Source organism: Velazquezella soli, from assembly GCF_977018685.1.
In genome coordinates this window covers 3,237,194-3,258,087 of the sequence record NZ_CDRNXF010000004.1, presented here as the reverse complement: position 1 = coordinate 3,258,087, position 20,894 = coordinate 3,237,194, and the positions used below count along the sequence as shown (strand labels likewise).

18 protein-coding genes are annotated in these 20,894 nt (G+C 61.7%); 11 read left to right on the top strand and 7 right to left on the bottom strand.

Translation table 11 applies throughout. The features are described from left to right. Positions 1-186: 186 nt before the first annotated feature. Positions 187-507, top strand: coding sequence for a hypothetical protein (locus tag AC0JZ8_RS19445; protein ID WP_062453719.1), 321 nt, complete (start codon positions 187-189; stop codon positions 505-507). Between the two features lie 118 nt (positions 508-625). On the opposite strand, the gene AC0JZ8_RS19440 is transcribed toward AC0JZ8_RS19445, so the two are convergent. From AC0JZ8_RS19440 to groES, 3 genes are all read right to left on the bottom strand, one after another. Continuing rightward, complete coding sequence (locus tag AC0JZ8_RS19440) at positions 626-2,560, bottom strand: methyl-accepting chemotaxis protein (protein WP_471893237.1); 1,935 nt, start codon at positions 2,558-2,560, stop codon at positions 626-628. Positions 2,561-2,799: 239 nt separating this feature from the next. Next, entirely contained in the window at positions 2,800-4,446 is a 1,647-nt protein-coding gene (gene groL / locus AC0JZ8_RS19435; RefSeq protein WP_062453717.1) for a chaperonin GroEL, read from the bottom strand. 59 nt (positions 4,447-4,505) lie between these two features. Beyond that, positions 4,506-4,802, bottom strand: a complete 297-nt coding sequence (gene groES, locus AC0JZ8_RS19430; RefSeq protein ID WP_062453716.1) for a co-chaperone GroES — start codon at positions 4,800-4,802, stop codon at positions 4,506-4,508. A 158-nt stretch (positions 4,803-4,960) separates the two neighbouring features. Between groES and chrA the strand changes: the two genes are divergently transcribed. From chrA to AC0JZ8_RS19410, 4 genes are all read left to right on the top strand, one after another. Then, positions 4,961-6,310 (top strand): chromate efflux transporter, encoded by a 1,350-nt coding sequence (gene chrA / locus AC0JZ8_RS19425; RefSeq protein WP_471893236.1) that lies wholly within the window; start codon positions 4,961-4,963, stop codon positions 6,308-6,310. 145 nt (positions 6,311-6,455) lie between these two features. Beyond that, complete coding sequence (locus AC0JZ8_RS19420) at positions 6,456-7,304, top strand: TIGR01459 family HAD-type hydrolase (RefSeq protein ID WP_471893235.1); 849 nt, start codon at positions 6,456-6,458, stop codon at positions 7,302-7,304. Positions 7,305-7,317: 13 nt separating this feature from the next. Continuing rightward, complete coding sequence (locus AC0JZ8_RS19415; protein ID WP_471893234.1) at positions 7,318-8,322, top strand: bifunctional riboflavin kinase/FAD synthetase; 1,005 nt, start codon at positions 7,318-7,320, stop codon at positions 8,320-8,322. Positions 8,323-8,326: 4 nt separating this feature from the next. Further along, positions 8,327-8,566 (top strand): BrnA antitoxin family protein, encoded by a 240-nt coding sequence (locus AC0JZ8_RS19410; RefSeq protein WP_092661361.1) that lies wholly within the window; start codon positions 8,327-8,329, stop codon positions 8,564-8,566. Here AC0JZ8_RS19410 and AC0JZ8_RS19405 read toward each other — a convergent pair. Further along, positions 8,563-9,021, bottom strand: coding sequence for a type II toxin-antitoxin system VapC family toxin (locus AC0JZ8_RS19405; protein WP_325261742.1), 459 nt, complete (start codon positions 9,019-9,021; stop codon positions 8,563-8,565). The genes AC0JZ8_RS19410 and AC0JZ8_RS19405 overlap by 4 nt on opposite strands. Beyond that, complete coding sequence (locus AC0JZ8_RS19400; protein WP_062453709.1) at positions 9,018-9,284, bottom strand: type II toxin-antitoxin system Phd/YefM family antitoxin; 267 nt, start codon at positions 9,282-9,284, stop codon at positions 9,018-9,020. Before AC0JZ8_RS19400 ends, AC0JZ8_RS19405 begins: the two co-directional genes overlap by 4 nt. Before the next feature lie 297 nt (positions 9,285-9,581). Here AC0JZ8_RS19400 and ileS point away from each other — a divergent pair, with 297 nt between their 5' ends. After that, positions 9,582-12,557, top strand: a complete 2,976-nt coding sequence (gene ileS, locus AC0JZ8_RS19395) for an isoleucine--tRNA ligase (RefSeq protein ID WP_471893233.1) — start codon at positions 9,582-9,584, stop codon at positions 12,555-12,557. 135 nt (positions 12,558-12,692) lie between these two features. Beyond that, on the top strand, positions 12,693-13,331 hold the full coding sequence (locus AC0JZ8_RS19390) for a hypothetical protein (protein WP_092662408.1): 639 nt from the start codon (positions 12,693-12,695) through the stop codon (positions 13,329-13,331). A 13-nt stretch (positions 13,332-13,344) separates the two neighbouring features. Here AC0JZ8_RS19390 and AC0JZ8_RS19385 read toward each other — a convergent pair whose 3' ends face one another. Then, entirely contained in the window at positions 13,345-13,797 is a 453-nt protein-coding gene (locus AC0JZ8_RS19385; protein ID WP_062453707.1) for a nucleoside deaminase, read from the bottom strand. A gap of 144 nt (positions 13,798-13,941) precedes the next feature. Here AC0JZ8_RS19385 and AC0JZ8_RS19380 point away from each other — a divergent pair, with 144 nt between their 5' ends. From AC0JZ8_RS19380 to AC0JZ8_RS19370, 3 genes are read left to right on the top strand one after another with little or no spacing between them, the layout of a single operon-like run. Next, positions 13,942-16,158 (top strand): pseudouridine synthase, encoded by a 2,217-nt coding sequence (locus tag AC0JZ8_RS19380; protein ID WP_471893232.1) that lies wholly within the window; start codon positions 13,942-13,944, stop codon positions 16,156-16,158. Positions 16,159-16,161: 3 nt separating this feature from the next. Beyond that, positions 16,162-16,722, top strand: coding sequence for a 16S rRNA (guanine(966)-N(2))-methyltransferase RsmD (gene rsmD, locus AC0JZ8_RS19375; RefSeq protein WP_113109555.1), 561 nt, complete (start codon positions 16,162-16,164; stop codon positions 16,720-16,722). Between the two features lie 20 nt (positions 16,723-16,742). After that, positions 16,743-17,627, top strand: coding sequence for a patatin-like phospholipase family protein (locus tag AC0JZ8_RS19370; protein ID WP_209903282.1), 885 nt, complete (start codon positions 16,743-16,745; stop codon positions 17,625-17,627). Here AC0JZ8_RS19370 and AC0JZ8_RS19365 read toward each other — a convergent pair whose 3' ends face one another. Then, entirely contained in the window at positions 17,628-19,436 is a 1,809-nt protein-coding gene (locus AC0JZ8_RS19365) for a monovalent cation:proton antiporter-2 (CPA2) family protein (RefSeq protein ID WP_471893231.1), read from the bottom strand. A gap of 110 nt (positions 19,437-19,546) precedes the next feature. Between AC0JZ8_RS19365 and AC0JZ8_RS19360 the strand changes: the two genes are divergently transcribed. Continuing rightward, the gene (locus tag AC0JZ8_RS19360; RefSeq protein WP_471893230.1) at positions 19,547-20,893 is read left to right on the top strand and encodes a TldD/PmbA family protein; all 1,347 of its coding nucleotides are present in this window, start codon (positions 19,547-19,549) and stop codon (positions 20,891-20,893) included. Position 20,894 lies beyond the last annotated feature (1 nt).

The window sequence follows — 20,894 nt, the reverse complement described above, 5'->3', positions numbered from 1 at the left end:
AACGCGAAAGATGAACGATCGGAGACTGTTTGTCTCATAAAAGTGAACGATCAAGGCCATTTTAGAATGTGCAAAAAATCGCATATGCAAGCGAAGGTGAACGCAACCTTCAGCCGGGGTTCACCGTTTGGCACCTACCATCGGGTCGTTCTCACATTGAGTTCGACCTCGAACTAGGAGGAAGATATGAAGAAGATCGCCATCACCACGCTCGCTCTCGTCATGGCGTCTGCATTTGCAGTGCCGAGCTTTGCGCAGACATACCGCAGCGAAAGCCGCGAAAACCGGCAGGAAAACCGGATCTACCGCGGTGCCGTCACCGGCAAACTGACGCCGCAGGAGCTTCGCAACATCGCTCGCCAGCAGAACCGCATCGATCGCGCCCAGAACCGCGCAGCCCGCGATGGCGTGATCACCCCGCGCGAGCGCCGCGAGATCGAGCGCCGCCAGAACAACGCGTCGCGCAACATCTACCGCAAGAACAACAACGGCCGCACGATGTACTAAGCCGAGCGGCACTTGAAATGACCCTTCACCGTCCGGCTCTGCCGGGCGGTTTTTTTATGGGCGCGAAACAAAAAAAGGCGGCCCGAAGACCGCCCTTTCGGTTCGTCAATGTGGTCAATCAGAACTCTTCCCAGTTGGAGGCGGCTGGCGCTAGCGAACCGAAGGCTGACGCAACCTTCTTGGCGAGGGTGCGTGCCGGCGAGGGGGTGGCGCGGGCGGTTGCCTGATCGGCGACGCGCACCGATGCGGACATTCCGCGGTCGCCTTCGGTGTTGAACCGGCCGACGAGCTCGCGCAGGCGCTGGGCTTCCTGGGCAAGCGCAGCGCTTGCCGCCGTTGCTTCTTCCACCATCGCGGCGTTCTGCTGGGTTACCTGGTCCATCTGGTTGACGGCAACATTGACTTCCGACAGGCCGACCGACTGTTCCTTTGCGGACGTGGCAATCGCATCGAGCTGCGAATTGATCGCCACGACATGATTCTGGATCACCTGAAGCGCAGTGCCTGTGGCGCTCACCAGTTCGACGCCATTCTTGACTTCGGACGCCGAGTTCCGGATCAGGTCCTTGATCTCCTTTGCCGCCTGCGCTGAGCGCTGCGCGAGCTCGCGTACTTCCTGGGCAACCACCGCAAAGCCCTTGCCGGCTTCACCGGCGCGCGCCGCCTCAACGCCCGCATTGAGGGCGAGAAGGTTGGTCTGGAAGGCGATTTCGTCGATCACGCCGATGATGTTGGAGATCTGCGAGGACGACTGTTCGATCCGCTGCATCGCATCGACCGCTTTTGCAACGACGGCGCCGGACTGGGCAGCCGATTGATTGGCTTCGATCGCCATCGACCGGGCTTCTTCCGTGCGGCTGGTGGAGGTGCTGACATTGGCCGTGATCTGGTCGAGCGCTGCAGCTGTCTCTTCGAGCGAGGCGGCCTGCTGTTCGGTACGTTTCGACAGGTCGCCGGCGCTCTGGCTGAGTTCGCGGGATCCGCCGTCGATCGCGTTGGTGGCGTTGGCGACGGAGTGGAGCGTGTCGCGCAGCTTGGCGACCGAGTCGTTGAAATCCGCTCGCAAGCCTTCGAAGTCTGCGGCGAAAGCCCGGTCCAATTGGAAGGTCAGGTCTCCGGCCGAGAGCCGCTTGAGGCCTTCCGCCAGACCATTGGTCGCCTCGGCCATCGCCTCGCTGCGTTGGCGTTCGCTCTCCGCGTTGCGGACACGGTCCGCTTCCTGGGTCGTACGGTTCAGCTCGGCTTCATGCTCCATTTCCTTGCTGCGCAGAGCATTGTCCTTGAACACCTGCAAGGCCTTGGCCATGCTGCCGACCTCGTCGCGGCGGTCCGCGCCGGCCACCAGCGCCGACAGATCCCCGTTTGCAAGGGTCAGCATCGTGCGCTGCAAGTGCTGGATGGGTCGTGCAAGCCAGGCACGGATCAGGAAGAAGCCTGCGACGAGCACGAGGGCGAGACCTCCGATAACAGCCCCGAAAGTGGCGTAGATGGTTGTCTTCGCACTGGCGCTGAGATTTTCGCTTTCCTGATTTGCAGCTGTCATCACTTCGTCGGTCACCACCGTGAGTTTTTCGGTAACGGCCGCAAACTTCGGCTTGCAGTCCCTCATGAAGGCTTCCTGAGACGCCAGCACGGCAGCCTCGTCCGTGGCCTGAGCTGCGGCCTGAACCACAGGGCCGCAAGCGTCATTGAGAACGCTCAAACCTTCCGCCTTGATCGGCGCCAGCTTGGCATTAGCGGGAAGGGCCGCCATCGCCTTGTCCATCCAGCCACCAAAAGAGGATTTGGCTTTTTCAAACGCCGCAAGATTGCTCGCGTTCTCTTCGTCAGTGCGCGACACAAGCAGGTCGCCAGCGGCAGCGTGCCCGGTCTGCATGTAGCGATTGGCGCGTGCAATTGCCAAAGTTGCCAGGCTTTCCTGCTGGAGAAGCCCGCCATACTCGCTATCCAGCGTTCGAATGCTGTTGCTGCTGTAGAAGGCAGTTGCGACGACGAATATGCCGAAGAACGACATGAGCGTCAGAAATTTACCGATCAAAGATACGTGCTTCATGGCAACCTGCGCGTTGGTGTTTGATTAAGCGCAGTTAATGTGAAGTTGCTTAGAAGAGCGTCACTGCCGAATTACTATTTTATACGAATAAAAATTATCAGTCCTTGTCGTTCGGTAAGTTCAGAGGGGGAAATGCTATGCATGCTGTATGCCTCAATAGCAGAAAGGGCGCCGGTTGCCCGACGCCCTTTCCGAAACACTGAACCTGAAGGATCAGATGTGCAGACCTTACGGCCTGATCACATCATGTCCATTCCGCCCATGCCGCCCATGCCGCCGCCGCCCATGCCGCCGCCAGCCGATTCCTTCTTAGGAAGTTCGGCAATCATGGCTTCGGTGGTGATCAGCAGCGAAGCAACCGAAGCTGCGTTCTGCAGAGCCGTACGAACGACCTTGACCGGGTCGACGATGCCCATGGCGATCATGTCGCCATATTCCGACGTCTGGGCGTTGTAGCCGAAGTTGTCGCTGTCGCCGTCGAGGATCTTGCCGACAACGATCGAAGCTTCGTCACCAGCGTTGGTTGCGATCTGGCGAACCAGCGACTGCAGCGCCTTGCGGACGATGTTGATGCCGGCTTCCTGGTCGTCGTTCGCGCCCTTGGACGTGATCTTGGTCGAAGCGCGCAGGAGTGCGGTACCGCCGCCTGGGACGATGCCTTCCTGAACGGCAGCGCGCGTCGCGTTGAGCGCGTCGTCGATGCGGTCCTTGCGTTCCTTGACTTCGATCTCCGTGGAGCCGCCGACGCGGATGACGGCAACGCCGCCAGCGAGCTTGGCAAGACGTTCCTGCAGCTTTTCGCGGTCATAGTCCGAAGAAGTTTCTTCGATCTGTGCCTTGATCTGTGCAACGCGGCCTTCGATGTCGGTCTTCTGACCGGCGCCGTCGACGATCGTCGTATTTTCCTTGGTGATCGAAACCTTCTTCGAACGGCCGAGCATGTCGAGCGTTACGGTTTCGAGCTTGATGCCGAGGTCTTCGGAGATGACAGTGCCGCCCGTCAGGATGGCGATGTCTTCCAGCATGGCCTTGCGGCGATCGCCGAAGCCAGGAGCCTTGACAGCAGCAATCTTCAGGCCGCCACGCAGCTTGTTGACGACGAGCGTTGCAAGAGCTTCGCCTTCGACGTCTTCAGCGATGATGAGGAGCGGCTTGCCGGTCTGAACGACAGCTTCGAGAACAGGCAGCATGGCCTGAAGGTTCGAAAGCTTCTTTTCGTGCAGAAGGATGTAAGCGTCGTCGAGATCGGCGACCATCTTTTCCGGGTTGGTCACGAAGTAAGGCGACAGGTAGCCGCGGTCGAACTGCATGCCTTCGACGACTTCGAGTTCGGTTTCAGCGGTCTTGGCTTCTTCGACGGTGATAACACCTTCGTTGCCGACCTTCTGCATGGCTTCAGCAATGTCACGGCCGACCTGTGCGTCGCCGTTTGCCGAAATCGTGCCGACCTGTGCAACTTCTTCCGAAGTCGAGATCTTCTTGGCGTTGGCCTGGAGATCCTTGACGACTTCTGCAACGGCGAGATCGATGCCGCGCTTCAGGTCCATCGGGTTCATGCCGGCTGCAACGGCCTTGTTGCCTTCGCGAACGATGGCCTGTGCAAGAACGGTAGCAGTCGTGGTGCCGTCGCCCGCGATGTCGTTGGTCTTCGAAGCAACTTCGCGGACCATCTGGGCGCCCATGTTTTCGAACTTGTCTTCAAGTTCGATTTCCTTGGCGACCGAAACACCGTCCTTGGTGATGCGCGGAGCGCCGAAGGACTTGTCGATGATGACGTTACGACCCTTGGGGCCGAGCGTGACCTTCACTGCGTCAGCGAGGATGTCGACGCCGTGAAGCATCTTTTCGCGCGCGGTGCGGCCAAACTTGATTTCTTTAGCTGCCATGTTGGGAACTCCTGAAAAGGGGTGTCAGCAAATATTGGAAGAAGAGCAGTCGGCTAAAATCAGCCGATGATGCCCATGATGTCGGCTTCCTTCATGATCAGAAGGTCGACGCCATCGAGCTTGACTTCGGTGCCCGACCACTTGCCGAACAGAACGCGGTCGCCGACCTTGACGTCGAGTGCAACCTGCTTGCCGCTTTCGTCGCGGGCGCCAGGACCAACGGCGATGATTTCGCCTTCAGCTGGCTTTTCCTTGGCGGTATCGGGAATGATGATGCCGCCCTTGGTCTTTTCTTCAGACTCGACGCGCTTGACTACAACGCGGTCGTGCAGGGGGCGAAAATTGGTGCTTGTCATTGTCTAATCCCTCGATCAAATGACATGGACGGGTCTCAAGGACCCGCGGAGTGACGTTTAGCACTCATCTATCGAGAGTGCTAACGAGACCCGAGATAAGGATGGCTGCGAGCTGAGTCAAGAACGGGCTTGAAAAATTCAGGGCTCAAGGAGCGGCCATGCAGAATACGCTTAACGACCAAAACCCGGGCCCGGCGCCGAGCTTTCGTGAGCTCACAGGCGTGTTTGCCCGTATCGGCGCCCTTAGTTTCGGAGGGCCTGCCGGACAGATCGGCATGATGCACAAGACTTTGGTGGAAGAAAGACGCTGGCTCTCGGAAGAGCGGTTTCTGCATGCCCTCAATTACTGCATGCTGCTGCCCGGCCCGGAGGCGCAGCAACTGGCCACCTATATCGGCTGGCTGCTGTTTGGCGTGCGCGGCGGTATCGTTTCAGGCCTGCTTTTCGTGCTTCCCGGCCTTGCCATCATTCTGGGGCTTTCGGCGGCCTACGTCCTCTACCAGGATGCGACATGGCTTGCCGGCCTGTTCTTCGGCCTGAAGGCGGCGGTCCTTGCAATCGTGGTGGAGGCCGTGATCCGCCTCGGACGCCGAACACTGAAAACCACATTCCTGCGCTGCGTCGCGGCCGCGGCCTTCGTGGCCCTGTTCTTCTTCAGCCTGCCGTTTCCGCTCGTCGTGTTTGCGGCCGGTCTCGCAGGCTATCTGATGACGCGGGCAGGGGGGCAGCAAACTCAAGACGGCGTCGCCAAAGGAGACGGCCCTCCCGGCGCGAAAACACCTGGTGTCGCCCGCACGATCGCGACGCTTGTATTCTGGATCCTCATCTGGCAGTCGCCTGTCCTAGCGCTCTGGGCCTTCGGAGCACCGGAAAGCTTGTCCAGCCTGTTCGCGTTTTTCTCCAAGATGGCACTGGTCACCTTCGGCGGCGCCTATGCGGTTTTGGCCTATGTGGCGCAGGTCGCAGTCGCCGATTACGGCTGGCTTAAGCCGGGGGAGATGCTGGACGGACTGGCGCTTGCCGAAACCACGCCGGGCCCGCTCGTGCTGGTCCTGTCCTTCGTCGGCTTTCTTGTTGGCTTCAGAGAGGCGTCCGGTCTCGGCCCCGTCACGGGCGGAATTGTCGGCGGCCTGCTTGTCGCCTGGGCAACCTTCGTGCCGAGCTTCGTCTTCATCTTTGCGGGCGCCCCTCTGATCGAACGCCTGCGCGGCAACGCCCTTTTATCCGGCGCGCTGTCTGCCATCACCGCCGCGGTCGTCGGCGTCATCCTCAACCTCGCGATCTGGTTCGGCCTGCATGTTCTGTTCAGAGAGGTTCGCCACGTCGATCTCTTTGCGCCAGCAGCATTTGGCCTTTCCGTCCCGGTCTGGTCCAGCCTCGATCCCGTCGCTCTTTTGCTTTTCGCAGCCTCCGCCATCATGCTGCTCGTCCTGAAGCTCGGCATGGTGCCGGTGCTCGCCATCAGCGCGGCGGCGGGTTTTCTCGCCCAGATCTTCCTGATGTCGTGAGGATCGTATCATTGCAAAAATATGAAGTTTTGCCGGGATCTACGTCGCGCGGCCCGCTTTCACCGCCTTCTCCCTTGTAATCTCGCCAACGGTTTGCGATGTCAGCCTCCTAATCGAGCAGGCAAAACCGGCAGGAACTTTTGATATGGCAAAGCGCATCCAGAATTTGAACGACGTGATCGAGGGCTACGATGTCGTGCTTTCGGATGTCTGGGGCGTGGTCCATAACGGTGTCGAAGCCTTCCAGCATTCCTGCACGGCGCTCGCCGCCGCCAGAGAAGCCGGCGCCACTGTCGTGCTGATCACCAACTCGCCGCGCCCCGCACCTGGTGTTATCGAGCAGATGAAGCATCTCGGCGTGCCGGACGAAAGCTACGACCGGATCGTCACCTCTGGCGATGTCACCCGGCATCTGGTCGCCGAAGGTCCGAAGAAGGTGTTTCTGCTGGGGCCTGAACGCGACCTCAATTTCTTCGACGGACTGGGTATCGAGATCGTTTCTGAAGCCGACGCCGACTGCGTCGTCTGCACCGGCTTCTTCGACGACGAGAAGGAAGTGCCCGAAGACTATACCCAGATGCTGACCACCTTCATCAACCGCGACGTGCCGATGATCTGCGCCAACCCGGATCTGGTGGTCGAGCGCGGTCACCGGATCATTCCCTGCGCCGGTGCGGTCGCCGCCTATTACGAACAGCTCGGCGGCCAGGTCCGAGTGGCCGGCAAGCCGCACAAGCCGATCTACGACGAAGCGATCTCGCTTGCCCGCAAGGAGCGCGGTGATGTCGACAAGGCGAGGGTTCTCGCGATCGGCGACGGCATGCCGACCGATGTTCGCGGCGCGCTTTCGCAAGGCCTCGACCTGCTTTATATCAGTGCCGGCATTCACATCGCGGAATATTCCGTCGATGGCGAAACCGATGAGGCGATCATGCAGGAATGGCTGAAAAGCGAGAACGCCGCGCCGAAATTCTGGATGCCGCGCCTCGCCTGATCCGGAACCTGACATGACCGTATTTCATCGCAACGAAATGAAGGAGCCGCTGCCCGAAAGCCTCAAGGGCGGCGTCGTCGCGATCGGCAATTTCGATGGCGTCCATCGCGGCCATCGCAGCGTGCTCGATCGGGCGCTGGAACTTGCCAGTGAACGCGGCGTGCCAGCACTCGTGCTGACCTTCGAGCCGCATCCCCGCACCGTCTTCAAGCCCGACCAGCCCGTGTTCCGGCTGACACCGGCACCGCTCAAGGCACGGCTCTTGGAGGCCATGGGGTTCCGCTCGGTCATCGAGTACCCGTTCGATCGCGACTTCGCGACCCGATCGGCCGAGGATTTTGTGAAGACCATCCTGACCGATTGGCTGGGCGCAAGCGCCGTCGTCACCGGCTTCGACTTCCATTTCGGCAAGGGCCGTGAAGGCGGACCGGCCTTCCTGATGACCGCCGGCGATCGTCACGGGTTCACCGTTTCGCTGGTGGATGCCTTTCGCGATGAAAACGCAGAAGTCGTGTCGTCGAGCCGCATCCGCGATCTGATCGCCGAAGGAGACGTCGTCGCTGCCGCAGGTCTGCTCGGCTATCGCTATACGGTCGAGGCAGAAGTGATCGGCGGCGAACAGCTTGGCCGCCAGCTCGGCTATCCCACCGCGAACATGAAGCTTGCACCCGAAACGGAACTGAAGCCCGGCATCTATGCCGTACGCTTCAGACGAGCCGACGGCACGCTGCACGACGGCGTCGCAAGCTACGGCCGCCGCCCGACCGTGACTGACGACGGCGCACCTCTTCTCGAAACCTTTCTGTTCGATTTCTCGGGAAACCTCTACGGCGAGCTCTGCTCGGTCTCCTTCTTCGGCTACCTGCGCCCCGAACTCAAATTCGACGGCCTCGACCCCCTGGTCACCCAGATGAAAAACGACGAGGCAGAGGCGAGGGCACTGCTGTCAGGCGTAAAGCCGCTCGGCGAGCTGGACATGAAGATCGCGTTCGAATCGAATGTCGACAACGGAGGATAAGCGCATGGCAACCCCACCCCGCAGGCCCGTAAACCCGATGGAAGCGGCCGAAGCGCTGTTTAAGCCGGTCAAGAAACCCGCTGCTCCAGCAGTGGAACGACGCGCCGCTCCGCAGGCAAAGGAACTCGTGTCCCTGAAGCTCGACAGCGCCGTGATCGAATATTTCCAGGACGACGGCCCCGGCTGGCAGGACCGCATCAACGATGCGTTGGTGGCGGTGATGAAGGCGAACCCGAAGGATTAACGGTCGCTCAACGGAAACAGCGCGACATCGTCCTGCCAGGGATCGAAGATCGCTGCGCCCGACATGCGGAAGTCCTTCACGTTGCGGGTGACGAGATAGAGATCGTGCTCGATGGCGGTGGCCGCAAACAGCGTATCGATAACTGGCGGCGCGTGACCGGTGGCTCGCTTCACGCGTCCCGAAATCTCGCCCCACCGGCGTACGATAGCATCGGTCACTGACAGGATACGACCACTGAACCGCGCTTCCAGTGCATCGGTGGCGGCTTTGTAGCGGTAGCGATTGGCATCGTCGTCGGGCAGGTTCGCTATTCCCTTGTCGTATTCGGCGAGCGTCAGAACGCTGATGAACAGCCGCTCTTCATCCTGGTCCGCCGCCCAGCGCTTGACGGAAGGCGCGCCGTTCGGGTTGATCAGGGCGGAAATGACGTTGGTGTCCAGAAGCCAGCCGATCACAGTTCCACGTCCCGTCCGCGGTCGGCATCACGGTCGAGATTGAGATCCTCCAGTCCCAACCCTTCCATGAAATCGATGAGCGATGTCTTGGGCGCCGGCCGGCTCAACCGCTCCAGCTCCTCGCTGCTGATTACCACGACGCTGTCTTTTCCGCGCACCGTCACATGCTGCGGGCCTTCGTTACGGGCGCGCCGCACCACCTCGGAAAACCGTGCCTTGGCATCTTCGAGCTTCCAGATGTTTTCCTGACGTCTTTCCGGCATATCATCCTCCAACTGGTCAGATAGTCAGTTGTAATCCAAGGGCGGGCAGGGAGTCCACGAACCATCTCGGTTTTGCCCCTTCCTTTCACCCGAAAAACACCGTAATAACCGCCCCCATGACAGATTTCCGGCGGGCCAGGATCATGGCCGCGATGATCATACGAATTATCGGCCCGGCCTTCCGCGCGGCTTGAACAGTCGGCCGGAGGGTCCGGGTTTTCGGCGCTTCCAGGAGCGCTTCTGCCACCGAATTCATCCGCATGCGCCCCTGTCCCGGCGCCAGAGACGATAGCCAATATGACCGATACAGTGACTGAAAAGCTCGATTACTCGAAGACCCTCTATCTGCCCGAGACCGAGTTTCCGATGCGGGCAGGCCTGCCGCAGAAAGAGCCGGAAACCGTTGCCCGCTGGCGCGAGATGGACCTATACAAGAAGCTGCGCACCTCCGCCGCCGGTCGTGAAAAATTCGTGCTGCACGATGGCCCTCCTTACGCCAACGGCAACATCCATATCGGCCATGCGCTGAACAAGATCCTCAAGGACGTCATCACCCGCTCGTTCCAGATGCGCGGCTATGACGCGAATTACGTTCCCGGCTGGGATTGCCACGGCCTGCCGATCGAGTGGAAGATCGAGGAAGAGAACTACCGTGCCAAGGGCAAGGCCAAGCCCGACCTGAAGCAGCCGGACGCGATGATCGAATTCCGCAAGGAATGCCGCGCCTATGCTGAAAAGTGGATCGCGATCCAGGCGGAAGAATTCAAGCGCCTCGGCATCGTCGGCGATTTCGACAAACCCTACCTGACCATGGATTTCCACTCGGAAAGCCGCATCGCCGGCGAACTTCTGAAGATCGCCATGAGCGGCCAGCTGTATCGTGGGTCGAAGCCGATCATGTGGTCGGTTGTCGAGCGGACTGCGCTTGCCGAAGCCGAGGTCGAATACCACGACTACGAGAGCGACACGATCTGGGTGAAGTTCCCGGTAATGAAAGCAACCGGCCATAGCCGGCTTGATGGGGCAGGCACGCAAGAAGATGTCCAAGCAAGCGCCGGCGACCAGCTGCACGATCTTACGCAGGCATCAGTTGTCATCTGGACGACCACGCCTTGGACCATCCCGGGCAACCGCGCGATCGCCTATTCGCCGAAGGTCGCTTACGGGCTCTATGAAGTTACCGAAGCGGCTAACGACTTCGGTCCGCAGCCGGGCGAAAAGCTGATCTTTGCGGACAGCCTTTCAGCGGAATCTGCCGCAAAGGCGAAGCTTGCCTTCAAGCGTTTGGCAGATGTTTCTGCGCGCGAGCTTGCTTCGATGACAACTGCCCATCCCCTTAAGGATCTCGGCTACGACTTCACCGTCCCACTCCTCGCCGGCGACCACGTCACCGACGATGCCGGTACCGGTTTCGTCCACACGGCGCCGTCCCACGGCCGCGAGGATTTCGAGGCCTGGATGTCCAGCGTCAAGGAACTCGAAGCGCGCGGCATCGATCCGCGCATCCCGTTCCCGGTGGATGACTCGGGCACCTACACCACCGACGCCCCCGGTTTCGAGGGCGCCCGCGTCATGGATGACAACGGCAAGAAGGGCGATGCCAACGACCGCGTCATCAAGGCGCTGATCGAACGCGAAGCGCTGTTTGCCCGTGGCCGCCTCAAGCATTCCTATCCGCATTCCTGGCGTTCCAAGAAGCCGATCATCTTCCGCAACACGCCGCAGTGGTTCGTCTATATGGACAAGGACCTCGCCGACGGCACGACCCTGCGCACCCGTGCGCTGACCGCTATCGACGATACCCGCTTCGTGCCCGCCGCCGGCCAGAACCGTCTGCGCGCCATGATCGAGCAGCGCCCGGACTGGGTTCTGTCGCGCCAGCGCGCCTGGGGCGTCCCGATCTGCGTGTTTGCAGATGAGGAAGGCAATGTCCTGCAGGATGAAGAGGTCAATGCCCGCATCCTGGAAGCCTTCGATGCAGAAGGTGCCGATGCCTGGTTTGCCGAAGGGGCCAAGGAACGCTTCCTCGGCAATGCCCATGACGGCGCCAAGTGGACGCAGGTCATGGATATCCTCGACGTCTGGTTCGATTCAGGCTCGACCCACACGTTCACCCTCGAAGATCGTCCGGACCTGAAATGGCCGGCCGACGTCTATCTCGAAGGCTCCGACCAGCATCGCGGCTGGTTCCATTCCTCGCTTCTGGAATCGGCTGCCACCCGCGGCCGCGCGCCCTATGACACGGTCGTCACCCATGGCTTCACCATGGATGAAAAGGGCCAGAAAATGTCGAAGTCGCTCGGCAATGTCGTGGCGCCTCAGGATGTCATGAAGGATGCTGGCGCCGATATCCTGCGCCTCTGGGTCATGACGACCGATTACTGGGAAGACCAGCGCCTCGGCAAGACGATCATCCAGACCAATGTCGATGCCTATCGCAAGCTGCGCAACACCATCCGCTGGATGCTCGGCACGCTGGCCCACGACGATGGCGAAGAGATCGCTTATGCCGAGCTGCCGGAGCTCGAAAAGCTGATGCTGCACCGCCTGTCCGAACTGGATAAGCTGGTGCGTGAAGGCTACGATGCGTTCGAATTCAAGAAGATCGCCCGCGCGCTGATCGATTTTAGCAATATCGAACTGTCGGCCTTCTACTTCGACATCCGCAAGGATGCGCTTTATTGCGACGCCCCGTCGTCGCTGCGCCGTCGCGCCTCGCTTGCGGTCATCCGCAAGATCTTCGAATGCACGGTCACCTGGCTCGCACCCATGCTGCCCTTCACCACGGAAGAGGCATGGCTGTCCCTGAAGCCCGATGCCGTCTCCGTGCATCTGGAACAGTTCCCGGATGTGCCTGCCGAGTGGAAGAACGATGCGGTTGCCGAGAAATGGGCAAAGATCCGCAAGGTTCGCTCGGTCGTCACAGGCGCGCTGGAAATCGAGCGCAAGGACAAGCGCATCGGTTCGTCGCTGGAAGCCGCACCCGTTGTCCATGTCGCCGATGCCGAGCTTTTGAAGGCGCTGGACGGGCTGGATTTCGAAGAAACCTGCATCACATCCGCCATCACGATCGTGGCAGACGAAGGCGCGCAGACGGCGTTCCGTCTTGCGGAAGTGTCCGGCGTATCGGTCGAGCCGAAGCCTGCGGACGGCGTCAAATGCGCCCGCTCGTGGCGCGTGACGACGGATGTCGGGTCCGATCCCGCCTGGCCGGATGTTTCGGCCCGCGATGCGGCGGCACTGACTGAACTGGCCAAGCTTGGCCGGCTCTGATGGCTTGAAGATTACCGGATGATTGCGCTTGGCCGCGTCATCCGGTATTCCTGCCTGAAATTGGCCGGAATGTTCCGGCACGAGATGACTTCCAGGTTTGAAGGCGTCAGGACGGGCGCCGATGGTAGGGGTTTGATGAAAACGACTTATGCGTTTCGTGCCGCGATCGGTGCGGTTGGCATGCTGGCTGCAACCGTGTCTCTTTCCGGCTGCATGGGCGGCCCGACCTATGGCACCGACAAGACGGCAATGGCCCAGCTCGGCGACGATCTTGGAGCAGCCGTGGCTCTCGGCAGCGCCCGCGATGAAGAAAAAGAAAAGCTGCGCTACAATCCCCGCCCGACGCTAGTCGTTGCCGGCAAGGGTCAGAGCAGTCTTCCTGCACCCCAGCAGTCGCTCGCCAACCGCGAAAGCAACCCGAACTGGGTTGAATCTCCGGAAGAGACCCGTGCGCGCCTGCGTCTGGAAGCCAAGGAAAACGAAGGCAACAACAATTACCGTTCGCCGCTGATGGCCGGTCGTGGCCAGGGCGGTCAGATGACCGAAACGGAAAAATGGGAAGCCTTCCGCAAGGCCAAGCAGGATGTCGAAACGGTCAACATGGGCTCGCGCCGCCGTTCCCTGTCCGAGCCGCCGGCTGAATTCCGTGCCGCCGATGCCGCAACGCTTCAGGATCTCGGAGAACCCGAGAACGAGAAGGAGCGCCGTCGCAAGAAGGAAGCGCAGAGCGCAACCCAGGCGTCGAACAGCAGCTGGTGGAAGCCCTTCCAGTAAGACCTTGTCTTGCCTAATCCCGGCGTGAGCGAAAGAAGCCTGTCAGAATGTCGGCGGCTTCCCGCTCTCCGAGCCCGGAATAGACGTCCGGCGCGTGATGGCAGCTCGGTTGTGCAAAGAAACGCACGCCATTTTCCACAGCGCCCCCCTTCGGATCTCCCGCGCCGTAATACAGCCGGCGAATTCGCGCGAACGAAATCGCCGCCGCACACATGGTGCATGGTTCCAGCGTCACGTAAAGATCGGCACCACTAAGCCGTTCCTGGCCAAGAACCCCGGCCGCAGCCCGGATAACCGCAATCTCGGCATGCGCCGTCACGTCGTTCTTGGTGCGGGTCAGGTTGCCGGATCTGGCGATAATCTGGCCGTCCATGACCAGCACGGCACCCACGGGAACTTCGCCCTGTGCCGCTGCAAGCCTGGCTTCTGTGAGTGCGGCATCCATGAAACCGTCGCTCTTGGGCATTTCCGCGATTTCCTCTTAACCCGGCTCGCATGAACTGGTAGGAAGCATTCAACACGAAGCGCGCTGTGCGCGTGTTTCATCACCATCCACGAACACGAATGTCCGGTTCGTTTCCGTAGACATCATGCTTCAGGCAAACAACAAATGACTTCAAAAGACAAGCCGAAGCGCGGCGAAGCCAAAACCTTCATCCGCGAGATCAAGCCGAAATCTGCAGATGCTGCAGCCGGCAAGACAAAGACGGGGACGGGCTTCAAGAAACGGGCGCCCGCAAAGCCCGGTTCCGACGCGCCCCGCTCAGAACGGCCGCGCTCCGTTGCGCCGCGCGCTGAAAAGCCCCGTGGCGAAAACGCTGCCGCCGACAAGCCGGCAAAGCCGATGCGCCGTCAGGCAGCCTCTGCCGAAACGGCTGCGTCGGATGGCAAGCCCGAGCGTATTTCCAAGATCCTCGCCCGCGTCGGCGTGGCGTCCCGCCGCGATATCGAGCGGATGATCATGGATGGCCGCGTCTCGCTCAACGGCAAGGTTCTCGATACGCCCGTCGTCAACGTCACCTTCGACGATGCGATCGAGGTGGATGGCGTGCCGATCCGCGGTGTCGAGCGCACGCGCCTGTGGCTCTACCACAAGCCCGGCGGCCTGGTGACGACGAATTCCGATCCGGAAGGACGTCCGACCGTGTTTGAAAACCTGCCCGGCGAACTGCCGCGGGTTCTCTCCATCGGCCGTCTCGACATCAATACCGAAGGCCTGCTGCTTCTGACCAACGATGGCGGTCTGTCGCGCGTGCTGGAACTTCCGACCACCGGCTGGCTGCGTCGCTACCGCGTCCGCGCCCATGGCGAGGTGGATCAGGAATCGCTCGACAAGCTGAAGGACGGCATTGCCGTCGATGGCGTTCTCTATGGCTCGATCGAAGCCACGCTCGACCGTTCGCAGGGCCGCAACGTCTGGATCACCATGGGTCTTCGCGAAGGCAAGAACCGCGAGATCAAGAACGTCCTCGGCGCGCTCGGCCTTGAAGTTAACCGCCTGATCCGTATCTCCTACGGCCCGTTCCAGCTCGGTGACCTGCCGGAAGGCGAGGTCATGGAAGTGCGCGGCCGCACGCTGCGCGACCAGCTCGGTCCGCGCCTGATCGAAGAAGCGAAGGCGAATTTCGACGCGCCGATCTACAACGAAACGCCTGCCGCTGCTGAAGACGAGAAGCCGGCACGTTCCTCTCGCTCCGAATGGTCGAGCCCGGCGGATCGCCCGGCACGTCCTCGCGACGAGGACAGGCGCGAACGCTCGCTCGGCCGTCTCGATACCAAGGCGACCGAACGCAAGTTCTCCGAAAAGCCGGCCGGCAAATTCGCCGGCAAGCCTGAGGGCAAGTTCGGCGCAAAGCCGGGCTTCAAGTCCAATGACCGCGATCTCGGCGACGAAAAGCCGAAGAAGCGTCCGCCGATGGGCACCAGCCGCACCGCCAATGTCTGGATGGCGCCGGGTGCGCGTCCAAACGCCGACGGCAGCGTCCGGGCTGTCTCCGCTCGTGCGCAGGCAGAGCAGCTGTTCAGGAAACAGGTTCCGGAAAATGACCGCCGCGTGATCGTGAAGCGCGCCGATGACGACGCCGACTGGATCCGCGCGGATTCTCCGCCGGAACCGGAAAAGGGCGAATTCGGCGCCAAGCGTTCCTTCGGTGACAAGCCGCGCGGCGACAAGCCAAGAGGCGATAAGCCGAGAGGCGACAGACCCCGCAGCGATAGCCCTCGCGCTGATAGCCCAAGAGGCGAACGCTCCTTCGGTGACCGTAAGCCGCGCGAAAGCGGCGATCGTCCCTATGGCGACAAGCCCCGCGGCGAGCGTTCGTTCGGTGATCGTCCGGCCCGCGGAGATCGTCCGACAGGTGACCGCCCAACCGGCGACCGTCGCCCCCGTCAGGATGGCGACCGTCCCGCCCGTGCTTTCAACGCCGGCGAGGGCCGTTCCGATCGTCCGCGCTCGGATCGCCCTTATGGCGACAGGCCGGCGCGCGGTGATCGCCCCACCGGTGACCGCCCAACGGGCGACCGTCGCCCGCGCGAGGATGGTGATCGTCCCGCGCGCTCGTTCAGTGCTGGAGAAGGTCGTCCCGATCGTCCGCGCTCGGATCGTCCGTTCGGTGACAAGCCCGCGTTCGGCGATAAGCCCAGAGGTGCACGGCCTGCCGGCAAATCCTTCGGCGGCAAGCCTTCCGGTGGTAAGCCAAGCTTTGGCGGTAAACCGTCCGGCGGCAAGCCTTCGGGTGGCCGTCCCTCGGGTGGCAAGCCAGGCGGACGTCCGGCTGGCGCTCGATCAGGCGGCCCAGGTGGAAAACCGCGGACCCCGAGAGGCTGATCCGTGCGCATCGTAGGGGGTGAATTCCGCGGCCGCACGCTCGCCACGCCGAAAACCAGCGCGATCCGGCCGACCATCGACCGGACGCGCGAAAGCCTGTTCAACATCATCGGCCATGTCTATCCGCAGGCGCTGGATGGCACGCGGGTGATCGATCTTTTCGCCGGCACCGGTGCCGTCGGACTGGAAGCCGTCTCGCGCGGCTGTCGTCATGCGCTGTTCGTCGAAAACGGTGTCGAAGGTCGCGGTCTCCTGTGGGAGAACATCGACGCTTTCGGCCTGCATGGCCGCGCCCGCATCCTGCGCCGCGATGCCACCAAGCTCGGCCCGGTCGGTACGCTGGAACCCTACAACTTCCTCTTCGCCGATCCGCCTTATGGTCAGAAGCTGGGTGAGGGGGCTCTGTTTGCCGCCCATGTCGGCGGCTGGCTGGTGCCCGGCGCGCTCGCGATTCTCGAAGAACGCGCCGATGTGACGGTTGAAGTCGATCCGGCCTACAAGCTGCTCGAAAGCCGAACATTCGGCGATACGCGGATGGATTTCTTCCGCTACGAGCCGGCCTGAGCAAAGGCGGGAGGCGATCCATGAACACGAGGCTGACCCTTGCTGATCATGAGACTGCGGATCGCCCTGGCGGCAAGAAGGGCGATCTGCGCTATGCGGTCGCCTTCGGCGGCGGCGGCGCCCGCGGCATTTCCCATATCCATGTCATTGAAGCGCTGGACGAACTCGGCATCCGGCCGGTAGCAATTTCCGGCTCTTCGATCGGCGCGATCATGGGTGCCGCCATGGCATCGGGCATGTCGGGCCGCGAGATCCGCGACTATACCGTCGAGACCGTCGGCAACCGCGGCTCGCTGGTGAACCGGCTCTGGGGTCTCGGCCCGTCGACGATGCGGGATGCACTCGGCGGATTTCGCTTCGGTCACTTCAATCTGGAGCCGATCCTCGAGGCCTTCCTGCCGAGCCAGATCCCCCAGGATTTCGCCGATCTCGTCATACCCTTGAAGATCTCCGCCACCGATTATTATGGCCAGGCGGAGGTGATCCTCGAGACGGGCAATCTGCGCAAGGCGATTGCCGCCTCTGCCGCCATTCCCGGCCTGTTCATGCCGGTCAGGGTCAACAACCGCATCATGATCGATGGCGGCGTCTTCAATCCCGTCCCTTACGAGCAGTTGATGGATCTCGCCGACGTTGTGATCGGCATCGACGTGGTCGGCGCGCCGGAAGGCGATGGCCTGCATCCGCCAAACCGCTTCGACAGCCTGTTCGGCGCAAGCCAGCTCACCATGCAGGCCAGCATTGCCCTCAAGCTGAAACTCAATCCCCCGCACATCTTCCTGCGTCCCAGCGTCAATCGCTTCGGCGTGATGGATTTCTACAAGGCGCGCGACATCCTCGAAGCCTCAGAAGGCACAAGAGAAGAGCTCAAGCGGGCGATCGAGGCTCTGGAAAGGGCTGCCTGATCACCACTTGCCGATCGAAACACCGGAAGCCTTTTCCTCCGGGCTTTTGCCGGTGCGTTTCGGCTTGATCAGCGGCTCGGGGCGAACGGGACTGTTGAAGAGCATCTCGCGGCCGGCGCCCAAACCCTGCACGGCCTGAACCTGCAGCCGTTCCTCGTCGCGACGGCGGATATCGTCGCCGATCTCGGAGGCGGCAGCCTCGCTCATGCCGAGCGCTTCCAGCGTCCGTCGCCCGAACAGCAGCCCGGACTCCAGCGTTTCGCGCAACTCGTATTCGACGTTCTTTTCGCGAAGCGCCAGCGAATGAACCCGGTCGTAGGACCGCACGAACAGGCGCACATCGGGAAATTCCGACGCAATCAGGTCGACGATCCGGTCCGTCGTTTCCCGTTTCTGCGTCGCGACCACAACTATCTTCGTCTTCTCGATACCGGACGCGATCAGAACGTCCTTGCGCGCACCATCGCCGAAATAGATCCGGAAGCCGAAATTGGCCGCCTGCCGGATACGCTCCGGACTGTCATCGATGACAGTCACGGAACTGCCGCCGGCAAGCAGGATCTGCGCGGCGATCTGGCCGAAACGGGAAAAGCCGATCATCAGCACATCGGCTCCGGCGCCTTCGAAATCCTCCTCCAGATGTTCGCGCGTCTCGCTCTTCTGCAGGCGGCGGGCAAGCGCCGAGCCGAGCGGCGTCAGCGCCATCGACAGCGTCACGCCGGCAATCAGAAGCGAAGCGGTGGCGGAAGAGAGGAGGCCCGCCGCGGTCGCGGTGGTAAACAGCACGAAGCCGAATTCGCCACCCTGCGGCAACAGGAACGCGATCTTCAGGGCGTCATTGGGCGGCGAACCCCACAGGCGCGAGAGAGCGTAGACCACGGCGGCCTTCACACCCATGAACACGGCAACCGCGGGGATCAGGAAGGCAAGGTTTTCGAAGATCACCTGGACTTCGAGCGAAAGACCGACAGCGACGAAGAACAGCGCCAGAAGCAGGCCGCGGAAGGGTTCGATATCCGCTTCCAGCTCGTGCCGATAGGAGGATTCCGCCAGCATGACGCCGGAGAGGAAAGCACCCATCGCCATCGACAGACCGACGGCCTGCATCGCAGCCGCCGAACCGAGCACGACGAGAAGGGCGGCGGCAATCATCACCTCGCGGGCACCGCTGCTGGCAATGATCTGGAACATCGGTGTCAGCAGGTACTTGCCGGCAATCACCATGGCGCCCACGGCAGCGACAGCGATTGCAAAGTCCAGCATCGGGGTGGCGGCAGCCTCGCTCGTGCCGGGTGCCAGGATTGTGATCAACGCCAGAAGCGGCACGATCGCGAGATCCTGGAACAAGAGAACGGAGAAGGAGCGCTGGCCGTAGCGGCTGTTCATCTCACCTGTGTCATTGAGGATCTGCAGCGCAAAGGCGGTGGACGACAGGGCAAGCCCGAAGCCGATCATCAGGCTGCCGCGCCAGTCCGCCATTTCCGACAGGTAGGCGAACCCGCTCAGGATGCCACCCGATATCACCACCTGCGCCGGTCCGAGCCCGAACACGTCGGCCCGCATCTGCCACAGACGCGAGGGTTTCAGCTCCAGCCCGATGACGAAGAGCAGGAACACGACGCCGAATTCGGCGACATGCAGCACTTCCTGCGTATCGGTCACCTGTTGCAGCACCGGACCGATCATGATGCCGGCCGCGAGATATCCAAGCACGGTGCCAAGACCGAGCCTGCGAAACAGCGGGGCGGCGATCACCGCACCGGCAAGCAGCATCAACATTTCGGTAAAGTGGGAGCCGTTTGCAGTCATGGGGCACTTTCGGGTCGGGAATGCGGAAGGTCAACCGGGGAATCGGAGCGCTGCCCTTGATGCTTTGGTCGGTGCACAATAAATGGGGTGCAAACGAAAGGCTTGCAAACATGACCTCGCAAATCGATTCCGCCTCCCTTCTGGCGCGTGCCGGCGAACTGATCGATCTGGCCAAGGCGGCGGGCGCCGACAAGGCGGATGCGGTGGTCGTCCGCTCCCGCTCCAGTTCGGTCAGCGTCCGGCTCGGAAAGGTGGAAGGAACCGGATCCTCGGAAAGCGACGATTTCTCGCTGCGTGTCTTCGTCGGCAACAAGGTTGCAAGCGTTTCCGCCAATCCGGGTTTCGATCTGAAGGTGCTGGCCGAACGCGCTGTGGCGATGGCAAAGGTCTCGCCCGAGGATCCCTTCGCCTGCCTGGCCGATGAAAAGGACCTTGCGAGGGACTACCCGGATCTCGACCTGTTCGACCCGACCGAAGTCTCAGCCGATACGATGCGCGAGGTCGCGCTCGAGATGGAACAGGCAGCCCGCGATGTCGCAGGCGTCACCAACTCGTCGGGATCCGGCGCCTCTGCCGGCATGGGCGGAATGGTTCTCGTTACTTCGCACGGATTTTCCGGCGCCTATATGGCCAGCCGCTTCGGCCGCTCCGTCAGCGTCATCGCCGGCGAGGGCACGAAGATGGAGCGCGACTACGATTTCGACAGCCGTCTGTTTGCAGCCGATCTCGACGATCCGAAGCTGATCGGCCGGCGTGCCGGCGAGCGGGTGGTCAAGCGCATCAATCCGCGCCAGGTCGATACCGGCAGCAATGTCACCGTGGTCTTCGATCCGCGCATCGCGCGCGGCTTTGTCAGCCATATCGCCGGCGCCATCAACGGCGGATCGGTTGCCCGCAAGACATCCTTCCTGCGCGACAAGATGGGCCAGCAGGTGCTGAAACCAGGCCTCAATATCACCGACGATCCTTTGATCGTGCGCGGTTCCTCCTCGCGCCCCTTCGATGGCGAGGGTGTGAAGGGCGAGCGTCTGGTGATGATCGAGGACGGCGTGCTGAACCACTGGTTCCTCTCCACCTCGACAGGACGCGAGATCGGGTTCCCGACCAATGGCCGCGGCGTGCGCGGCGGCACGTCCGTCACCCCGGCCTCCACGAACCTCGCGCTGGAACCGGGCAACATTTCGCCTGAAGACCTGATCCGCCAGATCGGCACCGGTTTCTACATCACCGAACTGATCGGCCAGGGCGTCAACATGATCACCGGCGAGTATTCGCGCGGCGCGACCGGCTTCTGGATCGAGAATGGCGAGCTTGCCTATCCGGTCTCCGAAGTCACGATCGCCTCCAATCTGAAGGACATGTTCATGCGGATGACGCCGGCCAACGACATCGACCGCAAGTTCGGCACTGCCTCTCCGACGATCGCCATCGAAGGCATGACGCTGGCGGGACGCTGAC

Bases quoted from the DNA above. Each gene is read 5' to 3' on its own strand.
- AC0JZ8_RS19390 (WP_092662408.1), top strand. From the start codon at position 12,693: ATGAAAACGACTTATGCGTTTCGTGCCGCGATCGGTGCGGTTGGCATG.
- AC0JZ8_RS19370 (WP_209903282.1), top strand. From the start codon at position 16,743: ATGAACACGAGGCTGACCCTTGCTGATCATGAGACTGCGGATCGCCCT.
- groES (WP_062453716.1), bottom strand. From the start codon at position 4,802: ATGACAAGCACCAATTTTCGCCCCCTGCACGACCGCGTTGTAGTCAAG.
- AC0JZ8_RS19410 (WP_092661361.1), top strand. From the start codon at position 8,327: ATGGCAACCCCACCCCGCAGGCCCGTAAACCCGATGGAAGCGGCCGAA.
- AC0JZ8_RS19400 (WP_062453709.1), bottom strand. From the start codon at position 9,284: ATGCCGGAAAGACGTCAGGAAAACATCTGGAAGCTCGAAGATGCCAAG.
- AC0JZ8_RS19385 (WP_062453707.1), bottom strand. From the start codon at position 13,797: ATGCCCAAGAGCGACGGTTTCATGGATGCCGCACTCACAGAAGCCAGG.
- ileS (WP_471893233.1), top strand. From the start codon at position 9,582: ATGACCGATACAGTGACTGAAAAGCTCGATTACTCGAAGACCCTCTAT.
- AC0JZ8_RS19440 (WP_471893237.1), bottom strand. From the start codon at position 2,560: ATGAAGCACGTATCTTTGATCGGTAAATTTCTGACGCTCATGTCGTTC.
- groL (WP_062453717.1), bottom strand. From the start codon at position 4,446: ATGGCAGCTAAAGAAATCAAGTTTGGCCGCACCGCGCGCGAAAAGATG.
- AC0JZ8_RS19445 (WP_062453719.1), top strand. From the start codon at position 187: ATGAAGAAGATCGCCATCACCACGCTCGCTCTCGTCATGGCGTCTGCA.
- chrA (WP_471893236.1), top strand. From the start codon at position 4,961: ATGCAGAATACGCTTAACGACCAAAACCCGGGCCCGGCGCCGAGCTTT.
- AC0JZ8_RS19365 (WP_471893231.1), bottom strand. From the start codon at position 19,436: ATGACTGCAAACGGCTCCCACTTTACCGAAATGTTGATGCTGCTTGCC.
- AC0JZ8_RS19415 (WP_471893234.1), top strand. From the start codon at position 7,318: ATGACCGTATTTCATCGCAACGAAATGAAGGAGCCGCTGCCCGAAAGC.
- AC0JZ8_RS19380 (WP_471893232.1), top strand. From the start codon at position 13,942: ATGACTTCAAAAGACAAGCCGAAGCGCGGCGAAGCCAAAACCTTCATC.
- AC0JZ8_RS19420 (WP_471893235.1), top strand. From the start codon at position 6,456: ATGGCAAAGCGCATCCAGAATTTGAACGACGTGATCGAGGGCTACGAT.
- AC0JZ8_RS19360 (WP_471893230.1), top strand. From the start codon at position 19,547: ATGACCTCGCAAATCGATTCCGCCTCCCTTCTGGCGCGTGCCGGCGAA.